Consider the following 17,641-nt stretch of genomic DNA (forward strand, 5'->3'; position numbering starts at 1 on the left):
CTCGCGCACCCGCTGCTGTGCAAATCCCCTCCGTGAAGACGCGGAAAGCGCAGGAATACGGGGGCCTCCGCAAGCGTCTGAAGGAGTATGGCCGTGGCAGAACTTCACTGGGATGAGATCGATCGACGTGCGGTGGACACCGCCCGAGTGCTCGCGGCCGATGCCGTCGAGAAGGTGGGCAACGGTCACCCCGGCACGGCGATGAGCCTCGCCCCGGCCGCCTATCTGCTGTACCAGCGCGTCATGCGTCACGATCCGTCCGACACCGACTGGCTGGGTCGCGATCGCTTCATCCTCTCGGTGGGCCACTCGTCGCTGACCCAGTACGTGCAGCTGTACCTGGGCGGCTTCGGACTCGAGCTCGAAGACCTCGAATCGCTGCGCACCTGGGGCTCCAAGACCCCCGGGCACCCCGAGTACGGGCACACCAAGGGCGTCGAGATCACGACAGGACCGCTCGGGCAGGGCCTCGCGTCGGCGGTCGGCTTCGCCTACGCCGCGCGCTACGAGCGCGGACTCTTCGACCCGGATGCCGCCGCCGGCACCAGCCCGTTCGACCACTTCGTCTACGTCATCGCCGGCGACGGCGACCTGCAGGAGGGCGTGACCAGCGAGGCGTCGTCGCTCGCCGGCCACCAGCAGCTCGGCAACCTCATCGCGATCTACGACTCCAACCAGATCTCCATCGAGGACGACACCGACGTCGCGTTCACCGAGGACGTGGCGGCGCGCTACGAGGCGTACGGCTGGCACGTGCAGACCGTCGACTGGAAGAAGACCGGCGAGTACGTCGAGGACGTCGCCGAGCTGCACGCCGCGATCGCCGCGGCCCAGGGCGAGCAGGCGAAGCCGTCGCTCATCATCCTCAAGACGATCATCGGCTGGCCCTCGCCCGGAAAGCAGAACACCGGCAAGATCCACGGCTCCGCGCTCGGCGCAGACGAGCTCGCCGCGACGAAGAAGGTGCTGGGGTTCGATCCCGAGCAGCATTTCGTCGTCGCCGACGACGTCATCGCCCACACGCGCCGGCTCGGTGAGCGCGCCGCAGACGCTCGCGCCGAGTGGCAGAAGTCGTTCGACGCATGGGCGCAGGCCAACCCCGAGCGCAAGGCGCTGCTCGACCGTCTCGAGGCGCACGAGCTGCCCGAGGGGATCGTCGACGCGCTGCCCGTGTTCGAGGCAGGCAAGGACGTCTCGACGCGCGCCGCCTCCGGCCAGGTGATCAACGCGCTGGCGGCGCAGCTGCCCGAGCTGTGGGGCGGCTCGGCCGACCTCGCCGAGTCGAACCTCACGACCATCAAGGAAGCGCCGTCGTTCATCCCTGTCGAGTGGTCGACGCATGAGTGGAAGGGCAACCCCTACGGTCGCGTGCTGCACTTCGGCATCCGCGAGCACGCCATGGGCGCCATCATCAACGGCATCGTGCTGCACGGCCCGACCCGCGCATTCGGCGGCACCTTCCTCATCTTCAGCGACTACATGCGCCCGGCTGTGCGCCTGGCCGCCCTGATGAACGTGCCGAGCATCTTCGTCTGGACCCACGACTCCGTGGCGCTCGGCGAGGACGGCCCGACCCACCAGCCGATCGAGCAGCTCGCCTCCCTGCGACTGATCCCCAACTTCACCGTCGTGCGCCCGGCCGATGCGAACGAGACCTCCGCGGCGTGGCTCGAGCTGCTGCGCCGCCACGGCGGACCCGCGGGACTCGCCCTGACCCGCCAGAACATCGCGGTGTTCGAGCGCGGCGACGGCGAGGCATCCGGTGACGTCTTCGCCTCGGCCGCGCACACCGCCAAGGGCGCCTACGTGCTCGCCGAGGCCCCGAACGGCACGCCGGATGTGATCCTCATCGCCACCGGCTCCGAGGTGCAGCTCGCCGTCGCGGCGCGCGAGACGCTCGCCGCCGAGGGCGTGGGCGCACGCGTGGTGTCGGCACCGTCGCTGGAGTGGTTCGCCGAGCAGGACGAGGCGTACCGCGAGTCGGTGCTGCCGGCATCGGTCACCGCGCGCGTGTCAGTCGAGGCGGGTTCCGTCGCCGGCTGGCGCGACATCGTCGGCGACCGCGGCCGGTCGATCGGCATCGACCACTTCGGTGCATCGGCCGACTACAAGACCCTGTTCGAGAAGTTCGGCGTCACCGCGGAGGCCGTCGTCGACGCCGCCCGCGAGACCATCGCCGCGGCCGCGCGCTGAGCGCGCCGCAGAAGGAGAACGAGACATCATGAGCACCCCCACCGAGAACCTCGCACAGGCCGGCGTCAGCATCTGGCTCGACGACCTGTCGCGCACCCGCATCAGCTCCGGCAACCTCAAGCAGCTGATCGACACCCGCAACGTCGTCGGCGTCACCACGAACCCGACGATCTTCGCGACCGCGCTGATGGATCAGAACGACACCTCCTACGACGAGCAGACCCGCGAGCTCGCCGTCGCAGGCGCCAGCGCGTCGGAGGCGATCTTCGCCGCGACCACGCAGGACGTGGGCGACGCGCTCGACGTCTTCCGCCCGGTGTGGGAGGCGACGAACCACGTCGACGGACGCGTGTCGATCGAGGTCTCCCCCGACCTCGCCCACGACACCGAGGGCACGGTCGCATCGGCCAAGGAGCTGTGGCAGAAGATCGACCGGCCCAACCTGCTGGTGAAGATCCCCGCCACCAAGGCCGGCCTGCCTGCGATCACCGAGGCGATCGCGGCCGGCATCAGCGTGAACGTCACCCTGATCTTCAGCCTGGAGCGCTACAACGACGTCATCGACGCCTACCTGACCGGCCTCGAGCAGGCGAAGGCGGCGGGCCTCGACCTGTCCACGATCCACTCGGTCGCCTCGTTCTTCGTGTCGCGCGTCGACACCGAGACCGACAAGCGTCTGGAGCAGATCGGCACCGACGAGGCGCTGGCGCTGAAGAGCAAGGCAGGACTCGCCAACGCCCGCCTCGCCTACGAGCTCTTCGAGAAGAAGTTCGCCGAGAAGCGCGCGCAGGACCTCATCTCCGCCGGCGCCAACCTGCAGCGCCCGCTGTGGGCATCCACCGGCGTGAAGGACCCGAACCTGCCCGACACGCTGTACGTCACGCAGCTCGTCGCCCCCGGCGTCGTGAACACCATGCCCGAGAAGACCCTCGAGGCCACCTTCGACCACGGCGAGGTGACCGGAGACACCATCACCTCGACCTACGCGCAGTCGCACGAGGTCATGGCCGGTCTCAAGGCGGTCGGCGTCGACTTCGACGACGTGACCCGGGTGCTCGAGGAGGAGGGCGTCGCCAAGTTCATCGACTCGTGGCACGGCCTGCTCGACAGCGTCGCGAAGGTCCTGGAAGCCTCACGATGACCGTCTCGGTGCACGTGCCTCACAACGTCGATGCCGTCGTCGACGAGCTGGTCGACCGCCTCGTCGCGTCACGTGTCACCTCCGCCGACAGCGACCTGTGGGGCCCGGATGCCGCGGCCGAGGCCGCCGTGCGGCTCGGCTGGGTCGACGCCGTCTCGAACTCGCGACCGCTCGTCGCGGAGATCGTCGCACTGCGCGACGATCTCCGCGCCCGCGGCGTCGATCGCATCGTGCTCGCGGGCATGGGCGGCTCGTCGCTCGCCCCGGAGGTCATCGCCGAGACGGCCGGTGCGCCGCTGACCATCCTCGACAGCACGGCACCTGCGCAGGTGCTGCGTGCGATCGACGATGGTCTCGCACGCACGGCGCTGGTCGTCTCGTCGAAATCCGGATCGACCGTCGAGACCGACTCGCAGCGACGCGCATTCGAGGCCGCGTTCAGCGACCTCGGCATCGACCCCGCCGAGCGGATCGTCGTGGTCACCGATCCCGGCTCGCCGCTGGAGGAGTCCGCACGAGAGGCCGGCTACCGCGTGTTCACGGCCGATCCGCATGTGGGCGGACGCTACTCCGCGCTCACCGCGTTCGGCCTGGTCCCCGCCGGCCTCGCCGGGGCGGACATCGGCGAGCTGCTCGACGAGGCCGAGGCTTCGCTGCTGCAGTTCGCGGTCGACTCCCCCGAGAACCCCGCGCTGCGCCTGGCCGCGGCGATCGTCGGCACCGAGCCGCGTCGCGACAAGCTCGGCCTGATCAGCGACGGCACGCACATCGAGGGCCTGCCCGACTGGATCGAGCAGCTCATCGCGGAATCCACCGGCAAGGCCGGCACGGGCATCCTCCCCGTCGTGCTGCTGCCCGTCTCACCAGAGCTCGAGAGCCACCCGGCCGATCTGCAGGTCGTGCGCCTCGTCGACGACGCCGACGAGGATCACCTCCGCCACCAGGGCGAGATCCTCGTCAGCGGTACCCTCGGCGCGCAGTTCCTGCTCTGGGAGTACGCCACCGCGATCGCCGGGCTGCTGCTCGGCATCAATCCGTTCGACCAGCCCGATGTCGAGGCCGCCAAGGTCGCCGCTCGCGGACTGCTCGACGGCACCCCCGAGGCGTCCGCCCCCGCGTTCGTCGAGGACGGCATCGAGGTGCGCGCATCGGATCAGTCGCTGGTGGCCGCAGGCACGATCGCCGGCGTCCTCGACGCGCTCTGGTCGCGGCTCGGCGTCGACGGCTACGTCTCGATACAGGCATACGTCGACCGCACGGACGTGCCGCAGCTGCAGGGACTGCGTGAGATGGTCGCGGCCGACTCCGGTCGTCCGACGACGTTCGGCTGGGGCCCGCGCTTCCTGCACTCGACCGGCCAGTACCACAAAGGCGGTCCGGCTCAGGGCGTGTTCCTGCAGATCACCGAGCGCACCGAGGTCGATCTTGAGATCCCCGGCCGCCCGTTCACGTTCGGCCAGCTGATCGCCGCGCAGGCTGCGGGCGACGCAGCCGTGCTCGCGCGCCTCGGCCGTCCGGTCGTCACCCTCACCATCACAGACGCCGTGGATGACGTGCTGGCGCTCTTCGAAGCCGCCCAGTGAGACCATCCGCACCACTTGGAGATATCCCCCACCGATGACTGCCCCCGTCTCCCGCGGACACAATCCCCTCCGCGATCCCGATGACCGTCGCCTGAATCGCATCGCCGGGCCGAGCGCCCTGGTGATCTTCGGCGTCACAGGCGACCTGTCCCGCAAGAAGCTCATGCCCGCGGTCTACGACCTCGCCAACCGCGGTCTGCTGCCGCCGGGATTCGCCCTGGTCGGCTTCGCCCGACGCGACTGGGAGGATCAGGACTTCGCGAAGGTCGTGTACGACGCCGTCAAGGAGCACTCGCGCACCGAGTTCCGCGAGGAGACCTGGCAGCAGCTGCTGCAGGGCATCCGCTTCGTGCAGGGCACCTTCGACGATCCCGCAGCGTTCGCGCGACTGCGTGAGACCGTCGAGACTCTCGACGTCGAGCGCGGCACGATGGGCAACCACGCGTTCTACCTGTCGATCCCGCCGAAGGACTTCCCCACGGTGGCGCGCCAGCTGAAGGAATCCGGGCTCGTCGGCGAGCACAGCGACGAGGACAGCTGCTGGCGCCGCGTCGTCATCGAGAAGCCGTTCGGAGACGATCTGGAATCGGCTCGGGCGCTCAACAGCGCGCTCGAGGTCGCCTTCCCCGCCGACTCGATCTTCCGCATCGACCATTACCTCGGGAAGGAGACGGTGCAGAACATCCTCGCGCTGCGCTTCGCCAACGAGCTGTACGAGCCGATCTGGAATCGCAACCACATCGACCACGTGCAGATCACCATGGCCGAGGACATCGGCGTGGGCGGTCGCGCCGGGTACTACGACGGCATCGGAGCGGCGCGCGACGTCATCCAGAACCACCTGCTGCAGCTTCTCGCCCTGACCGCGATGGAGGAGCCGATCAGCCTCTCCGCCGAGCACCTGCGTGCCGAGAAGGAGAAGGTGCTCGAGGCCGTGCAGCTGCCCGCGGATCTGTCCCTCGCCGCGGCGCGCGGACAGTACGCCGGCGGCTGGCAGGGTGGCGAGAAGGTGAACGGCTTCCTCGAGGAGGAAGGCATGGACCCCGAGTCGAGCACGGAGACGTACGCGGCTCTCAAGCTCGAGATCGCCACGCGACGCTGGGCGGGTGTCCCCTTCTACCTGCGCACCGGGAAGCGGCTCGGACGGCGGGTCACCGAGATCGCCGTGGTGTTCAAGCGGGCGCCGCACCACCTGATGGGCCGCGCCTCGGAGCTCGGGCAGAACGCGCTCGTGATCCGCGTGCAGCCGAACGAGGGCGTCACCATCCGCTTCGGCTCGAAGGTGCCGGGGGCAGGCACCCAGGTGCGCGACGTGACCATGGACTTCGGCTACGGCCATGCGTTCACCGAGGCCAGCCCGGAAGCATACGAGCGCCTCATCCTCGACGTTCTGCTCGGCGATCCCCCGCTCTTCCCCCGCCACGAGGAGGTCGAGCTGTCGTGGAAGATCCTCGACCCGATCGAGCAGTACTGGGCGTCGCTCGACTCCCAGCCCGAGCAGTACGCACCTGGTTCGTGGGGGCCGGCCTCGGCCGATGAGCTCCTCGCACGCGACGGACGAGTCTGGAGACGCCCGTGATCATCGACATCCCCGACACGACCATCAGCCAGGTCGCCAAGCAGCTCGTGAAGGTGCGTGAAGAGGGCGGCGCCGTCGCCCTCGGTCGCGTGCTGACCCTCATCATCGCCGCCCGCAACGGGGTCGCCGAGGAGGCCATCGAGGCGGCGAACGACGCCTCGCGCGAGCACCCGATGCGCGTGATCGTCCTCACGGTCGGCGAGGGCGAGGCCCGTCTCGACGCGCAGATCCGCGTCGGCGGCGACGCCGGCGCGAGCGAGGTCGTCGTGCTCCGCGCCTTCGGCGACGCCGCGAGCAACGCCGAGAGCCTGGTGACGGGCCTGCTGCTGCCGGATGCCCCCGTCGTCGCGTGGTGGCCCGACGAGGCGCCTCTGGACGCCGCGGACTCCCCGCTCGGGCGCATCGCGCAGCGACGCATCACCGATGCGGCGACCAGCCCCGACGTCCGCGACCGTCTCAGCCTCCTGAGCCGCACCCACGCGCCCGGCGACACGGACCTCGCCTGGACCCGTCTCACGCACTGGCGCGAGCAGCTCGCCGCCGTGCTCGACCAGCCCCCCTTCGAGGATGTCACCTCCGCGGAGGTGCGGGGCGCCGCCGCGTCGCCGTCGACCGCGCTGCTCGCCGCATGGCTTCAGATGGCCCTCGACGTGCCGGTGACCTGGTCGTACGAGAACCCGAGCGAGTGGGAGGAGGGCATCAAGTCGGTGCGCCTCACCCGCGCGAGCGGCGACATCCTGCTCGAGCGACCGTCGCCGAGCGTCGCCGTGCTGACGCAGCCCGGACAGCCGGATCACGAACTGCACCTGCCGCGTCGCACCCTGCGGGAGTGCCTCGCCGAGGAACTGCGTCGCCTCGACGCCGATCTGCTCTATGGTCGAGTCATCACCGAGGGCTGGTCGCACCTCGGTCCGCCCGAGCAGAGAGCGTGATCGGATGAAGGTGCAGGGGTCCGTGAAGTCCGTCGTCGTCGAGGAGACCCCTGCCGCCCTCGCGGCTCGGGTCGCCGATCGCTTCATCACCCGTCTGCAGGCGCGCACGCGCAACGGACGCATAGCGCACGTCTGCCTCACCGGCGGGTCGATGGGTGGGGCCGTGCTGGCCGCGACGGCGCAGGATGCCCGCACCGCCGACATCGACTGGTCGCTGGTGCACTTCTGGTGGGGTGACGAGCGCTTCGTGGAGCGGGACGACCCCGATCGCAACTCGCTGCAGTCCCGCCGGGCTCTGCTCGATCACATCGCCGTGCCCACCGAGAACGTCCACGAGGTCGCCGCCCCGAGTGACGGTCTCACCCTCGATGAGGCGGCCGCGGCTTACGCCGCGGAGCTGGCGCGTTTCCCGAGCGACCACGGCGACTGGCCGTCGTTCGCGGTGTGCTTCCTCGGCGTGGGCCCCGACGGCCACATCGCGTCGCTCTTCCCGGATCGCCCCGAGGTGACGGTGACCGATGCCGCGGCGCTGCCCGTCCGCGATTCGCCCAAGCCGCCACCCGAGCGCGTCACGCTGACCCGCCCGGTGCTGAACTCCTCGAAGCGCGTATGGCTGGTGCTGACCGGCGCCGACAAGGCATCCGCTCTGGGACTCGCCCTCGCCGGCGCCAGCTACGCCAGCGTCCCCGCTGCGGGCGCGAAGGGCAGACGTCGCACGGTCTACTTCGTCGACGAGGCGGCGGCGTCGGAGGTCTCGCCCGACCTCATCGACCGGGACTACTGAGACTCGTCGACCCGGGTCACTGGGAGGCAGAGCCTGCCGCGGGGTCGCTCCCACGGCGGAGGCCGAGCTCCTGACTGTCGCTGAGCACCTGCGGGTGGTACCGCGCCAGGCCGAACACGCCCCAGATGGCGATGATGCCCGCGATGACGAAGAAGATCACCACGACCAGCGGCGCAGCGGCGGCCTCACCGAGCACGAGCGCGCCGATGAGCACGGCCACGATCGGGTCGATCACCGTGAGGCCCGCGATCACGAGGTCGGGCGGGCCCGAGCTGTAGGCGGTCTGCACGAAGTAGGCGCCCACCGCAGCAGCGGCGATCAGGGCGATGACGCAGACGACGGTGAGCCACTCGAAGTCGCCGGCCTGGATCCGGCTGATGACCGCCTTGGCGAGCGTGGCCACGAAGCCGTAGAGGATACCGGCGCCGGTGACGTAGAACAGGGCGCGCATCCGGCGACGGAGGATCAGCCAGCAGGCGCCCAGCACGATGATCACGACCAGCAGCGTCGTGAGGATCGTGAAGAGGTCGTCGTTGCTGATCGGACGCTCCGTGGCGTACAGCGCGGCGAGGATCACGAACAGGAAGATGCCGCCCAGGCACGCGCCGATCGCGATCAGCGACTGCCTGGTCGGGGTGTGGCCGGAGATCCGGGCGTTCAGCAGCGTCGTGACCACCAGCGCGATGGCGCCGAGCGGCTGAACGACGATCAGCGGGGCGATGGCGATGGCACTGAGCTGGCAGGCGATCGCGAGGCCCAGCATGATCGTGCCGATGATCCACGACGGACGGGTGAGCAGCGCGCGCAGCTGCGCGCCGCTGAGTCCGGAGGTGCCCTGCGTGCCGCTGAGCCGCTCGACCTTCTCGACACCACGGTGCTGGTACTGCGCGCCGAGTGACATGAACACCGCGCCGGCGAGCGCCAACGGGATGCCGAGCAGCAGAGCGGGGTTCTGGAAAACCCCGACCAGCTGATCGCTCACGTCCGATGCGAACTCAACCCCATGATGCACCGTCTCACCCTACCTGCCGCCCCGCTCGCATTAGGGTTGTGGCGTGGCTGTTCTTCCGATCCGCATCATGGGCGACCCCGTTCTGCACGCACGCGCGAGCGAGGTCGACGAGGTGACCGACGAGATCCGCACGCTCGTCGCCGACATGTACGAGACCATGGACGCCGCTCCCGGCGTCGGACTCGCCGCACCCCAGGTCGGCGTCCCTCTGCGCATCTACGTCTACTCCTACGTCGACGACGACGAGAGGCCGTGGCGGGGCGAGATCATCAACCCGGTGCTCTGGATGGCCCCGCCCGAGCCGGGCTCTCCCGACCCCGAGGAGGAGTCCGAGGGGTGTCTGTCGTTTCCCGGCGAGCGCTTCGCGCTGCGCCGCTCCGACCGGGTGCTCGTCACCGGCACCGATCTCGCCGGCGGCGACGTGCGCATCGAGGTCGACGGATGGCGCGCCCGCATCATGCAGCACGAGTTCGATCACCTCGACGGCATCCTGTACGTCGACCGCCTCGGCGATTCCGACTGGAAGACCGTGCAGAAGATCGCGCGCAAGCGCGGCTGGCAGCGCGGCTCGCACAGCTGGATGCCGGGAGTCGACGACCTCGAGGGCTGAGCCGCGTTCGGCGGCGGACCCCCCCCTCGGAGCAGAAGAGAGCAACATGGACGCACAGGTGCGCGTCGGCATCGTCGGCTACGGCAACCTCGGTCGGGGCGTCGAGCTCTCCTTGCGGCTGAACCCCGACATGCGCCTGGTCAGCGTCTTCACCCGCCGCGACCCGGCCTCCCTGCTGACCGTCGACCCGGATGCCCCGGTTCACCGCATCGATGATCTCGAGTCATGGCGAGACCGGATCGACGTCCTGATCCTGTGCGGCGGCTCGAAGAGCGATCTGCCCGAGCAGACCCCGTCACTGGCATCCGCCTTCTGCGTCGTCGACAGCTTCGACACGCACGCCCGGATCCCCGAGCACTTCGCCGCGGTGGATGCCGCGGCGCGCGCCGCGGGCACGACCGCGGTGATCTCCACGGGCTGGGACCCCGGCCTGTTTTCGCTGCAGCGCCTGTACGGCGAGGCGATCCTGCCGCAGGGCGAGACGTACACCTTCTGGGGGCGCGGGCTCAGCCAGGGGCACTCCGACGCCATCCGGCGCATTCCCGGTGTCGCCGCCGGCGTGCAGTACACGATCCCGTCGGAGAACGCGATCGCGCGGGTGCGGGCTGGTGAGCGCCCCGAGCTGAGCACGCGCGAGAAGCACACCCGGGAGTGCTTCGTCGTGCTCGAGGACGACGCGGATCCGGACGCCGTCCGCGCGGCCATCGTGAGTATGCCCGATTACTTCGAGCCGTACGACACCACGGTGCGCTTCATCTCTGCCGAGGAGCTCGCCCGGGATCACACCGGGGCCCCGCACGGCGGGTTCGTGATCCGCAGCGGGACGACGTCCGCGTCGGCGGGTCAGACGGTCGAGTTCCGGCTCGGCCTGGATTCGAACCCCGAGTTCACCGCCAGCGTGCTCGTGGCATACGCTCGCGCGGCCGCACGACTCGCCGCCTCCGGCGACCACGGCGCGAAGACGCCGTTCGACATCGCGCCCGGCCTGCTCTCGCCCAAGTCCCCCGACCAGCTGCGCGCCGAGCTGCTCTGATGCTCTTAGCGCGGATGCGGGGCGTCCGACCTGGGCCCGCGTCGCTCCTCGGCCCCTCTGCCGACATAGCACCGGAACGACGAAACCCCGTCACGAGGACGGGGTTTCGAGGGGATTGGCTCCCCGGCTTGGACTCGAACCAAGAACCTGCCGGTTAACAGCCGGCTGCTCTGCCAATTGAGCTACCGAGGATCATTCGGTCGTCACCCGCTGGGCGGGCAACTCCCCCAGCTTAGCAAACTCCGGCGGCCGCGCTGAACACGGGCGACACCCCGGGCGTGGCGACGTCAGGGTCCGACGTCGCCTTCGGCGTTGGGGGCCCAGATGAGGTTCGAGCCGATGCCCCTCGCCACGACGTGACCCGCCCTGAGCAGCAGCGTCTCGGCCGCGAGCTCGCGGATGAATCCGGCGTCGTTGGTCACGAGCAGCGCAGCCATCGATCTCTCGGTGCGGCGACGTGTGATCGCATCGAACACGACCGGACGCACCTCGAGGTCGAGATTCGCGAGCGGCTCGTCGGCGATGAGGACGCGCGGCTCGAGCATCAGCGCTCGTGCGATGGCCACGCGCTGTCGCATGCCGGCGCTCAGCTCGTAGGGGAACTTCGACGCGAGGCCGAGCGGCAGGTGCAGCTCGTCGAGCAGCGATGCCACGCGGATCGCCAGCGCTTTCTCGTTGACCTTCTTCTCACGAGACGTGATCGGCTCCGAGATGACCTCGCCCACGGTGAGCCTCGGCGGAAGCGACGCGCCCGCCCCCTGACCGACGTGCCCGCTGAGCGCGGTGAGCATGCGGCGCTTGCGCCCTGGCTTGCGGATGTTCACGCCGCACACGGTGGCGCGCCCGCCGGCGACCGTCAGCGACGAGTCGCCCATTCCTGCCAGGGCGGTGACCAGCGTGGACTTGCCCGAGCCGGTGGCGCCGCCGATGCACATGAGCTCACCGGGTCGCAGCGCGAATGTCACGCCGTCGACGGCACGCGTGGTTCCCCCGTGGCCGATCCGGTCGATGACCAGATCGTGGCAGTCGATCGGGAACTCGCTGTCGGCAGGCATAACGTCCATCCTGCCTTCTCGAGGCGCGAAAGAGATCAGGACTCGGCGAACCGCAGTCGCTCGGCGTCCACATCCCGCAGCCGCATGCGCAGCGCCCGACCGCCGTCCGAGTCGGCGGGCACCCGCTGAACGGCGCCGAGCAGCTCCTGCTTCTCCCGCTCGATACTCCGCAGGATCAGCCTGCGGCAGAGGTCGGCCGACGAGGCGAGCGCGCCCTCGTCGTCCCGCGCGGGGAAGGGCATCATCAGCAGCTCGCCGGCGAGGCTGCGGTACGGCTCGCGCACGGCATCCGCCGCCGCGGTGGCCCACCCGACGCGGGTGCGGTCGGCGACCGACGCGACCGCATCGCGCACCGCTTCGAGAGCCGGATGCCGGAACGGCTCGCTCAGCGCGCGCGTCAGCGCATCCTGGTCGAGGCGGTGCCCGTACTGCAGCACCCCCATCAGCGCGTCCCGCTCCAGTGCGACCTCCGGTGTGCGCGGAAGATCCGCCAGCCGGACGCGCGTGATCCCCTCCGCGCCGTCGTCGTGCTGCACCTGGCGCTGTACCGGCTGCTCGCGCTCACCGCGCGCGGCGCCCTGCACCTGCTGATGGACCGCGGTGGGATCCATGCCGAGCCGGCGTGCGAGCACCCGCTCGTATCCGGGACGCAGCAGCTCGTCGCGGATCGAGGCCACGATCGGCGCCGCTGCGCGCAGCGCGCCGACCTGGCCCTCGACGGTCGCCAGATCGTACCCGGAGAGCTTGCGGTCGATCGCGAACTCGAACATCGGGACCTTGGCATCCATCAGTCCCCGCACCGCCGCGTCGCCGCGCTGCAGACGCATGTCGCACGGGTCGAGGCCGTCCGGGGCCACGGCGACGAAGGTCTGCGCGGTGAAGCGGGAGTCCTCACTGAAGGCGCGCAGCGCGGCCTTCTGCCCTGCCTCGTCTCCGTCGAACGTGAACACGACCTCACCGGCGGCCGAGTCATCGCCCATCACCCGGCGGAGGACCTTGATGTGCTCGGGCCCGAAGGCGGTGCCGCAGGTGGCGATCGCCGTCGTGACACCGGCGAGGTGGCAGGCCATCACATCGGTGTACCCCTCGACCACGACCACCCGTCGCGGGTCGCCGCGGCTGATGTCGCGCTTGGCCAGGTCGAGTCCGTACAGCACCTGCGCCTTCTTGTAGATCGGCGTCTCGGGGGTGTTCAGGTACTTCGGCCCCTGGTCGTCGTCGTAGAGCTTGCGCGCGCCGAAGCCGATCGTCTGTCCGGTCACGTCCCTGATCGGCCAGACGACCCGCCCGCGGAAGCGGTCATACACACCGCGCTGACCGGCCGAGACGAGACCGGCCGCGGTCAGCTCGTCGCGCGTGAACCCCTGCGCAGTGAGCGCTTTGAGCATGTTGTCCCACCCGCGGGGCGCGTAGCCCACCCCGAAGTGCGCGGCAGCACCGGCGTCGAAGCCGCGCTCGCCGAGGAAGCGCCTGGCGCTCTCGGCCTCGGGGCTCAGCAGCTGGGAGCGGAAGTACTCCCCCGCCGCCGTGTTCGCCGCATACAGCCGACTGCGACCGCTCGTCTCCGGGGCGGCGCCGCCGTCCTCGTAATGCAGCGAATAGCCCACCCGTGCGGCCAAGCGCTCCACCGCCTCGGTGAAGCTCACGTGATCCATCTCACGCAGGAACGAGTAGACGTCACCCGACGCGCCGCAGCCGAAGCAGTGGTAGTACCCGACCTGCGGGCGCACGTGGAAGCTCGGACTCTTCTCGTCGTGGAACGGACAGAGGCCTTTGAGAGAGCCCACACCGGCGGACTTCAGCGCGACCCGCTCGCCCACGATGTCGGCGATGTTGGTGCGCGTCTTCACCTCTTCGACGTCGGCCTGCAGAATGCGGGGCATCAGACGACCCCTTCGACGACCACCCGGGACTCGGCTCGGCGGTGCACGCCCGGGCGCGCATGCCGCGGACTCCAGATGCCGACCTCGGCGGGATCGATCTCGCCGACCAGCCGGTTGTGCCAGTCGACGGCCGTCTGATCGGTGAGGCTGGCGATCTGATCCACCACGACGCGAGCTCGCTGCGCGTCGGTGTCCGCGGCGAGGAAATCGGCCGAGAACGCAGGCTCCAGCACGTCGGCGCCGGCCGACCACAGTGCGTCCGTCGACCACAGCGCATCGGCGAGGCGATGCAGGACTCGGCGCTGCTCCTTGTACACGCCCTTGCGAGCGTCGATCGTCACGATCGCCTGGCCCATGATGCCCTTGAGCACCGCGATCTCGGTCTCGACCTCGCGGGGGATCACCACGTGCGCGCTGTAACGGGCGAGCGTCTCCCCCGGATACGCGGCCCTGGTCGCGGCCACGGAACCCCGCGCGAAGCGACCGATCATGTCGCTCGTGAGGTTCTTCAACCGTGCCAGGTCGCGACGCGATCGGTCGAACGACCGCATCCACATCGTCTCGCGGGTCAGCCGGTACAGCGCGTCGGCGAGCTCGTCGCGAGTGTAGTCGTAGCCCACCCACTGCTGGATGCGGCCGATCAGCGGGTGATGCTCGACGGGGTCCGACAGCTGCGCCACGTCGACGTACCCGTTGACGATCGCGTCCTCGAAGTCGTGCACCGAATAGGCGATGTCATCGGAGAGATCCATGATCTCCGCCTCGATGCAGCGTTCGCGCCCGGATGCGCCCTCACGCATCCACCGGAAGACCGGCTCGTCCTCGGGGTACACGCCGAACTTCAGCCGGCCACCCGGGTCGGGGACGGGCTCGGCGACGGTCCACGGATACTTGCAGGTCGCGTCCAGGCTGGCCCGCGTCAGGTTGAGCCCGACCGAGTGGTCGCTGTCGTCGAGCACCTTCGCCTCGAGGCGGGTCAGGATGCGCAGCGACTGGGCGTTGCCCTCGAACCCGCCGATGTCCTCCGACCACTCGTTCAGGGCCCGCTCGCCGTTGTGCCCGAACGGCGGATGGCCGAGGTCGTGGCTCAGGCACGCGGTGTCGACCACATCCGCCGAGACGCCCAGCGCACTGGCCAGCTCCCGCCCGACCTGGGCGACTTCAAGCGAGTGCGTGAGCCGGTTGCGCGCGAAGTCCGCGGTGCTGGCGGGGCTCAGCACCTGCGTCTTCGCGGCGAGGCGGCGCAGCGCCGCCGAGTGCAGCACTCGAGCGCGGTCGCGTGAGAAGTCGTCGCGCTCCGAGCGGTGCGTCTCCGCGAAGAAGCGCTCGGCGTCGTGCGCGCCGTAGCCGCGAGAAGCAGCCGGATCAGCCGCCATCGTTCTCGGTCTCCGCTCCGCGCATCATGTCGCCGACTCCCTCGCCGATCTCCCGTGAATCGAGCCAGCCCTCGGGCAGGGCGGTGCGCTTGGGCGATCCGGCTCGTCCGCGCTGCCCCTCCGCGCCGACGCCCGGGTACGGTGCATCGCCGATCGTGCTCAGCAGATCGTCGATCTCCTGCAGGGTGGACGCCCGCGCCAGCGCCGCGCGCAGCTCGCCGCCCACCGGATAGCCCTTGAAGTACCACGCGACGTGCTTGCGGATGTCCTTGCAGCCGCGATCCTCGTCCTCGAAGAACTCGACCAGCAGCTCCGCGTGCCGACGGAACGCATCCTTGACGAAGCCGAGGGTCGCATCGACGACGGGTGCCTGATCGGAGCCGGAGCCGCGCCGCGCGGACGCATCGGGGCCGAGCGCCGCGGCGAGCTCGCCGAACAGCCACGGCCGGCCCAGGCATCCGCGACCGACCACGACGCCGTCGCAGCCGGTCTCGTCCATCATCCGCACCGCGTCGCCCGCCGACCAGATGTCGCCGTTGCCGAGCACGGGGATGCTCGTGACGGCCTGCTTCAGCTCGCCGATGGCGCTCCAGTCCGCATGCCCGGAGTAGTACTCAGAGGCGGTGCGCGCGTGCAGCGCGACCGCCGCGGCCCCGGCATCCTCCGCCGCGCGTCCGGCGTCGAGGAAGGTCAGATGATCCTTGTTGATGCCCTTGCGCATCTTGACGGTGAGCGGCACGTCGCCGGCCGCCTTCACAGCTCCCTGCACGATGTCGGTGAAGAGCCCGATCTTCCACGGCAGCGCTGCTCCCCCGCCCTTGCGCGTGACCTTGGGCACGGGGCAGCCGAAGTTCAGATCGATGTGATCGGCGCGGTCCTCCGCGACGATGATGCGCACGGCTTCGGCGATCGTCGCCGGGTCCACGCCGTACAGCTGGATCGACCGCGGCGTCTCGCTCTCGTGATGCTGGATGAGCCGCATCGTGATGGCGTTGCGCTCGACGAGCGCGCGGGAGGTGATCATCTCGCTCACGTAGAGGCCCGCGCCGTACTCGCGGCACAGTCGCCGGAACGCGGTGTTGGTGATGCCCGCCATCGGGGCCAGCACGACGGGGGTGTCGAGTTCGATCGGGCCGATGCGCAGCACCGGGGCGGAGGCGGTCGCAAGAGCGGAGTCAGTTGCCAGAGTCATGTCCTGTCCATTCTCCCAGACACCGGCCGGCGGCGGGCGCAGCCCGCTTAGGCTGTGGAGATGACCGCATCCCCGCTCCGACAGATCCCCTTCACCGACGCGACGGGCGCCGAGAAGACGCTCGACGATCTGGGTGCCGACGTCATGCTGATCGTCAACGTGGCCTCCAAGTGCGGCCTGACACCGCAGTACACGCAGCTCGAGGAGCTGCAGCGCCGGTTCGGCGATCGCGGATTCAGCGTCGTCGGCTTCCCCTGCAACCAGTTCTTCGGTCAGGAGCCGGGGTCGATGGAGCAGATCCTGGAGTTCTGCTCGACCTCGTACGGCGTGACCTTCCCTGTCAACGACAAGGTCAAGGTCAACGGCCGCAGCGCGCACGAGCTCTACCAGGCGCTGAAGCAGACCCCGGATGCCGGCGGCAAGGCGGGCCGCGTGGAGTGGAACTTCGAGAAGTTCCTGGTCGGCGCGGACGGCTCGGTGCAGCGATTCCGTCCCAGGCAGAAGCCGGACGACCCCGAGATCGTCGCGGCCATCGAGCGCGCGCTGGCCGACGCCGAACGCTGATCAGCTCGCGGCGGTCTTCTGCGCCCAGATGTCGCGGATGACGTTCTCGAACGCCTCCGGAGGCTGCGCACCGCTCACGCCGTACTGCCCGTCGATGACGAAGAACGGCACGCCGTTGATCCCGTACGCCCTGGCCTGAGCCTGGTCGGCGCGGACGTCGTCGAGGTGCGCGTTCGTCTCGAGCGCGGAGCGAGCCTCATCGGCATCCAGCCCCACCTCATCGGCCAGCGCGACCAGGTCGTCGATGCGGCCGACATGCCTGCCCTCGGTGAAGTAGGCCGACATGAGGCGCTCCTCCATCTCGTGCTGCCGCCCCTTGCTCTTCGCGAAGTGCAGCAGCTCGTGCGCCTTCACGGTGTTCGTGTGCTGCAGCAGGTCGAAGCGATACTCGAGGCCCGCCCCGGAGGCGACGTTCGTGACGTGCGCGAGCATCTGCTCGACCTGCTCACGGGGCATGCCCTTGTGACCTGCGAGGAAGTCGATCTCGTCGCCGTCGAAATCGACCGGAGTGTCGGGCGAGAGCTCGAAGGAGTGGAACGTCACGCTCACCTGAGGCGCGTCGTCATCAGCGGCGGTGGCGGCGAGTCCCTTCTCGAGGTTGCGCTTGCCGATGTAGCACCACGGGCAGGCGATGTCGGACCAGATGTCGATGGAGATGGGTTCGCTCACACCCCATACAACCGCATGCCCCAGCCCGCATATTC

The 17,641-nt window shown here is 69.7% G+C and carries 15 protein-coding genes and 1 tRNA gene; 9 read left to right on the forward strand and 7 right to left on the reverse strand.

The annotated features are described in order from the left end of the window. Window positions 1-93 precede the first annotated feature (93 nt). From tkt to pgl, 6 genes are read left to right on the forward strand one after another with little or no spacing between them, the layout of a single operon-like run. Window positions 94-2,193 (forward strand): transketolase, encoded by a 2,100-nt coding sequence (tkt, locus tag V2S04_RS11580; RefSeq protein ID WP_413638578.1) that lies wholly within the window; start codon window positions 94-96, stop codon window positions 2,191-2,193. A 28-nt stretch (window positions 2,194-2,221) separates the two neighbouring features. Then, window positions 2,222-3,334, forward strand: coding sequence for a transaldolase (gene tal, locus V2S04_RS11585; protein ID WP_413638579.1), 1,113 nt, complete (start codon window positions 2,222-2,224; stop codon window positions 3,332-3,334). After that, window positions 3,331-4,917 carry a glucose-6-phosphate isomerase gene (locus tag V2S04_RS11590; RefSeq protein WP_413638580.1) on the forward strand — a complete coding sequence of 529 codons (1,587 nt, stop codon included), beginning with the start codon at window positions 3,331-3,333 and terminating at the stop codon, window positions 4,915-4,917. Before tal ends, V2S04_RS11590 begins: the two co-directional genes overlap by 4 nt. A gap of 34 nt (window positions 4,918-4,951) precedes the next feature. Continuing rightward, window positions 4,952-6,496 carry a glucose-6-phosphate dehydrogenase gene (gene zwf / locus V2S04_RS11595; RefSeq protein WP_413638581.1) on the forward strand — a complete coding sequence of 515 codons (1,545 nt, stop codon included), beginning with the start codon at window positions 4,952-4,954 and terminating at the stop codon, window positions 6,494-6,496. Beyond that, window positions 6,493-7,428, forward strand: coding sequence for a glucose-6-phosphate dehydrogenase assembly protein OpcA (locus V2S04_RS11600; protein ID WP_413638582.1), 936 nt, complete (start codon window positions 6,493-6,495; stop codon window positions 7,426-7,428). Before zwf ends, V2S04_RS11600 begins: the two co-directional genes overlap by 4 nt. A 4-nt stretch (window positions 7,429-7,432) precedes the next feature. Next, window positions 7,433-8,212, forward strand: a complete 780-nt coding sequence (gene pgl, locus V2S04_RS11605; protein ID WP_413638583.1) for a 6-phosphogluconolactonase — start codon at window positions 7,433-7,435, stop codon at window positions 8,210-8,212. Window positions 8,213-8,228: 16 nt separating this feature from the next. On the opposite strand, the gene V2S04_RS11610 is transcribed toward pgl, so the two are convergent. Continuing rightward, window positions 8,229-9,194: a DMT family transporter gene (locus V2S04_RS11610; protein ID WP_413638584.1), complete on the reverse strand. Its 966-nt coding sequence runs from the start codon at window positions 9,192-9,194 to the stop codon at window positions 8,229-8,231. 73 nt (window positions 9,195-9,267) lie between these two features. Here V2S04_RS11610 and def point away from each other — a divergent pair, with 73 nt between their 5' ends. After that, complete coding sequence (gene def / locus V2S04_RS11615; RefSeq protein ID WP_413638585.1) at window positions 9,268-9,834, forward strand: peptide deformylase; 567 nt, start codon at window positions 9,268-9,270, stop codon at window positions 9,832-9,834. 46 nt (window positions 9,835-9,880) lie between these two features. After that, window positions 9,881-10,867 carry a diaminopimelate dehydrogenase gene (locus V2S04_RS11620; protein WP_413638586.1) on the forward strand — a complete coding sequence of 329 codons (987 nt, stop codon included), beginning with the start codon at window positions 9,881-9,883 and terminating at the stop codon, window positions 10,865-10,867. Window positions 10,868-10,983: 116 nt separating this feature from the next. Here V2S04_RS11620 and V2S04_RS11625 read toward each other — a convergent pair. From V2S04_RS11625 to dusB, 5 genes are all read right to left on the reverse strand, one after another. Next, window positions 10,984-11,059: transfer RNA gene (locus tag V2S04_RS11625), tRNA-Asn, on the reverse strand. Window positions 11,060-11,154: 95 nt separating this feature from the next. Next, the gene (locus V2S04_RS11630; RefSeq protein ID WP_413638587.1) at window positions 11,155-11,922 is read right to left on the reverse strand and encodes an ATP-binding cassette domain-containing protein; all 768 of its coding nucleotides are present in this window, start codon (window positions 11,920-11,922) and stop codon (window positions 11,155-11,157) included. Window positions 11,923-11,957: 35 nt separating this feature from the next. Further along, window positions 11,958-13,805 (reverse strand): DNA primase, encoded by a 1,848-nt coding sequence (gene dnaG / locus V2S04_RS11635; RefSeq protein ID WP_413638588.1) that lies wholly within the window; start codon window positions 13,803-13,805, stop codon window positions 11,958-11,960. Further along, complete coding sequence (locus V2S04_RS11640) at window positions 13,805-15,181, reverse strand: deoxyguanosinetriphosphate triphosphohydrolase (protein ID WP_413638589.1); 1,377 nt, start codon at window positions 15,179-15,181, stop codon at window positions 13,805-13,807. Before V2S04_RS11640 ends, dnaG begins: the two co-directional genes overlap by 1 nt. Further along, window positions 15,171-16,373: a tRNA dihydrouridine synthase DusB gene (gene dusB / locus V2S04_RS11645; RefSeq protein WP_413638590.1), complete on the reverse strand. Its 1,203-nt coding sequence runs from the start codon at window positions 16,371-16,373 to the stop codon at window positions 15,171-15,173. The genes V2S04_RS11640 and dusB overlap by 11 nt, the downstream gene beginning before the upstream one ends. A 60-nt stretch (window positions 16,374-16,433) precedes the next feature. On the opposite strand from dusB, the gene V2S04_RS11650 reads away from it, so the two are divergent. Next, window positions 16,434-16,937 carry a glutathione peroxidase gene (locus V2S04_RS11650; RefSeq protein WP_413638591.1) on the forward strand — a complete coding sequence of 168 codons (504 nt, stop codon included), beginning with the start codon at window positions 16,434-16,436 and terminating at the stop codon, window positions 16,935-16,937. Here the strand turns inward: V2S04_RS11650 and V2S04_RS11655 are convergent, their stop codons facing one another. Then, complete coding sequence (locus V2S04_RS11655; protein WP_413638592.1) at window positions 16,938-17,606, reverse strand: DsbA family protein; 669 nt, start codon at window positions 17,604-17,606, stop codon at window positions 16,938-16,940. It lies immediately after the preceding gene. Window positions 17,607-17,641 lie beyond the last annotated feature (35 nt).

This window comes from Microbacterium sp. OR21, assembly GCF_047306785.1.
GTDB lineage: Bacteria > Actinomycetota > Actinomycetes > Actinomycetales > Microbacteriaceae > Microbacterium > Microbacterium esteraromaticum_E.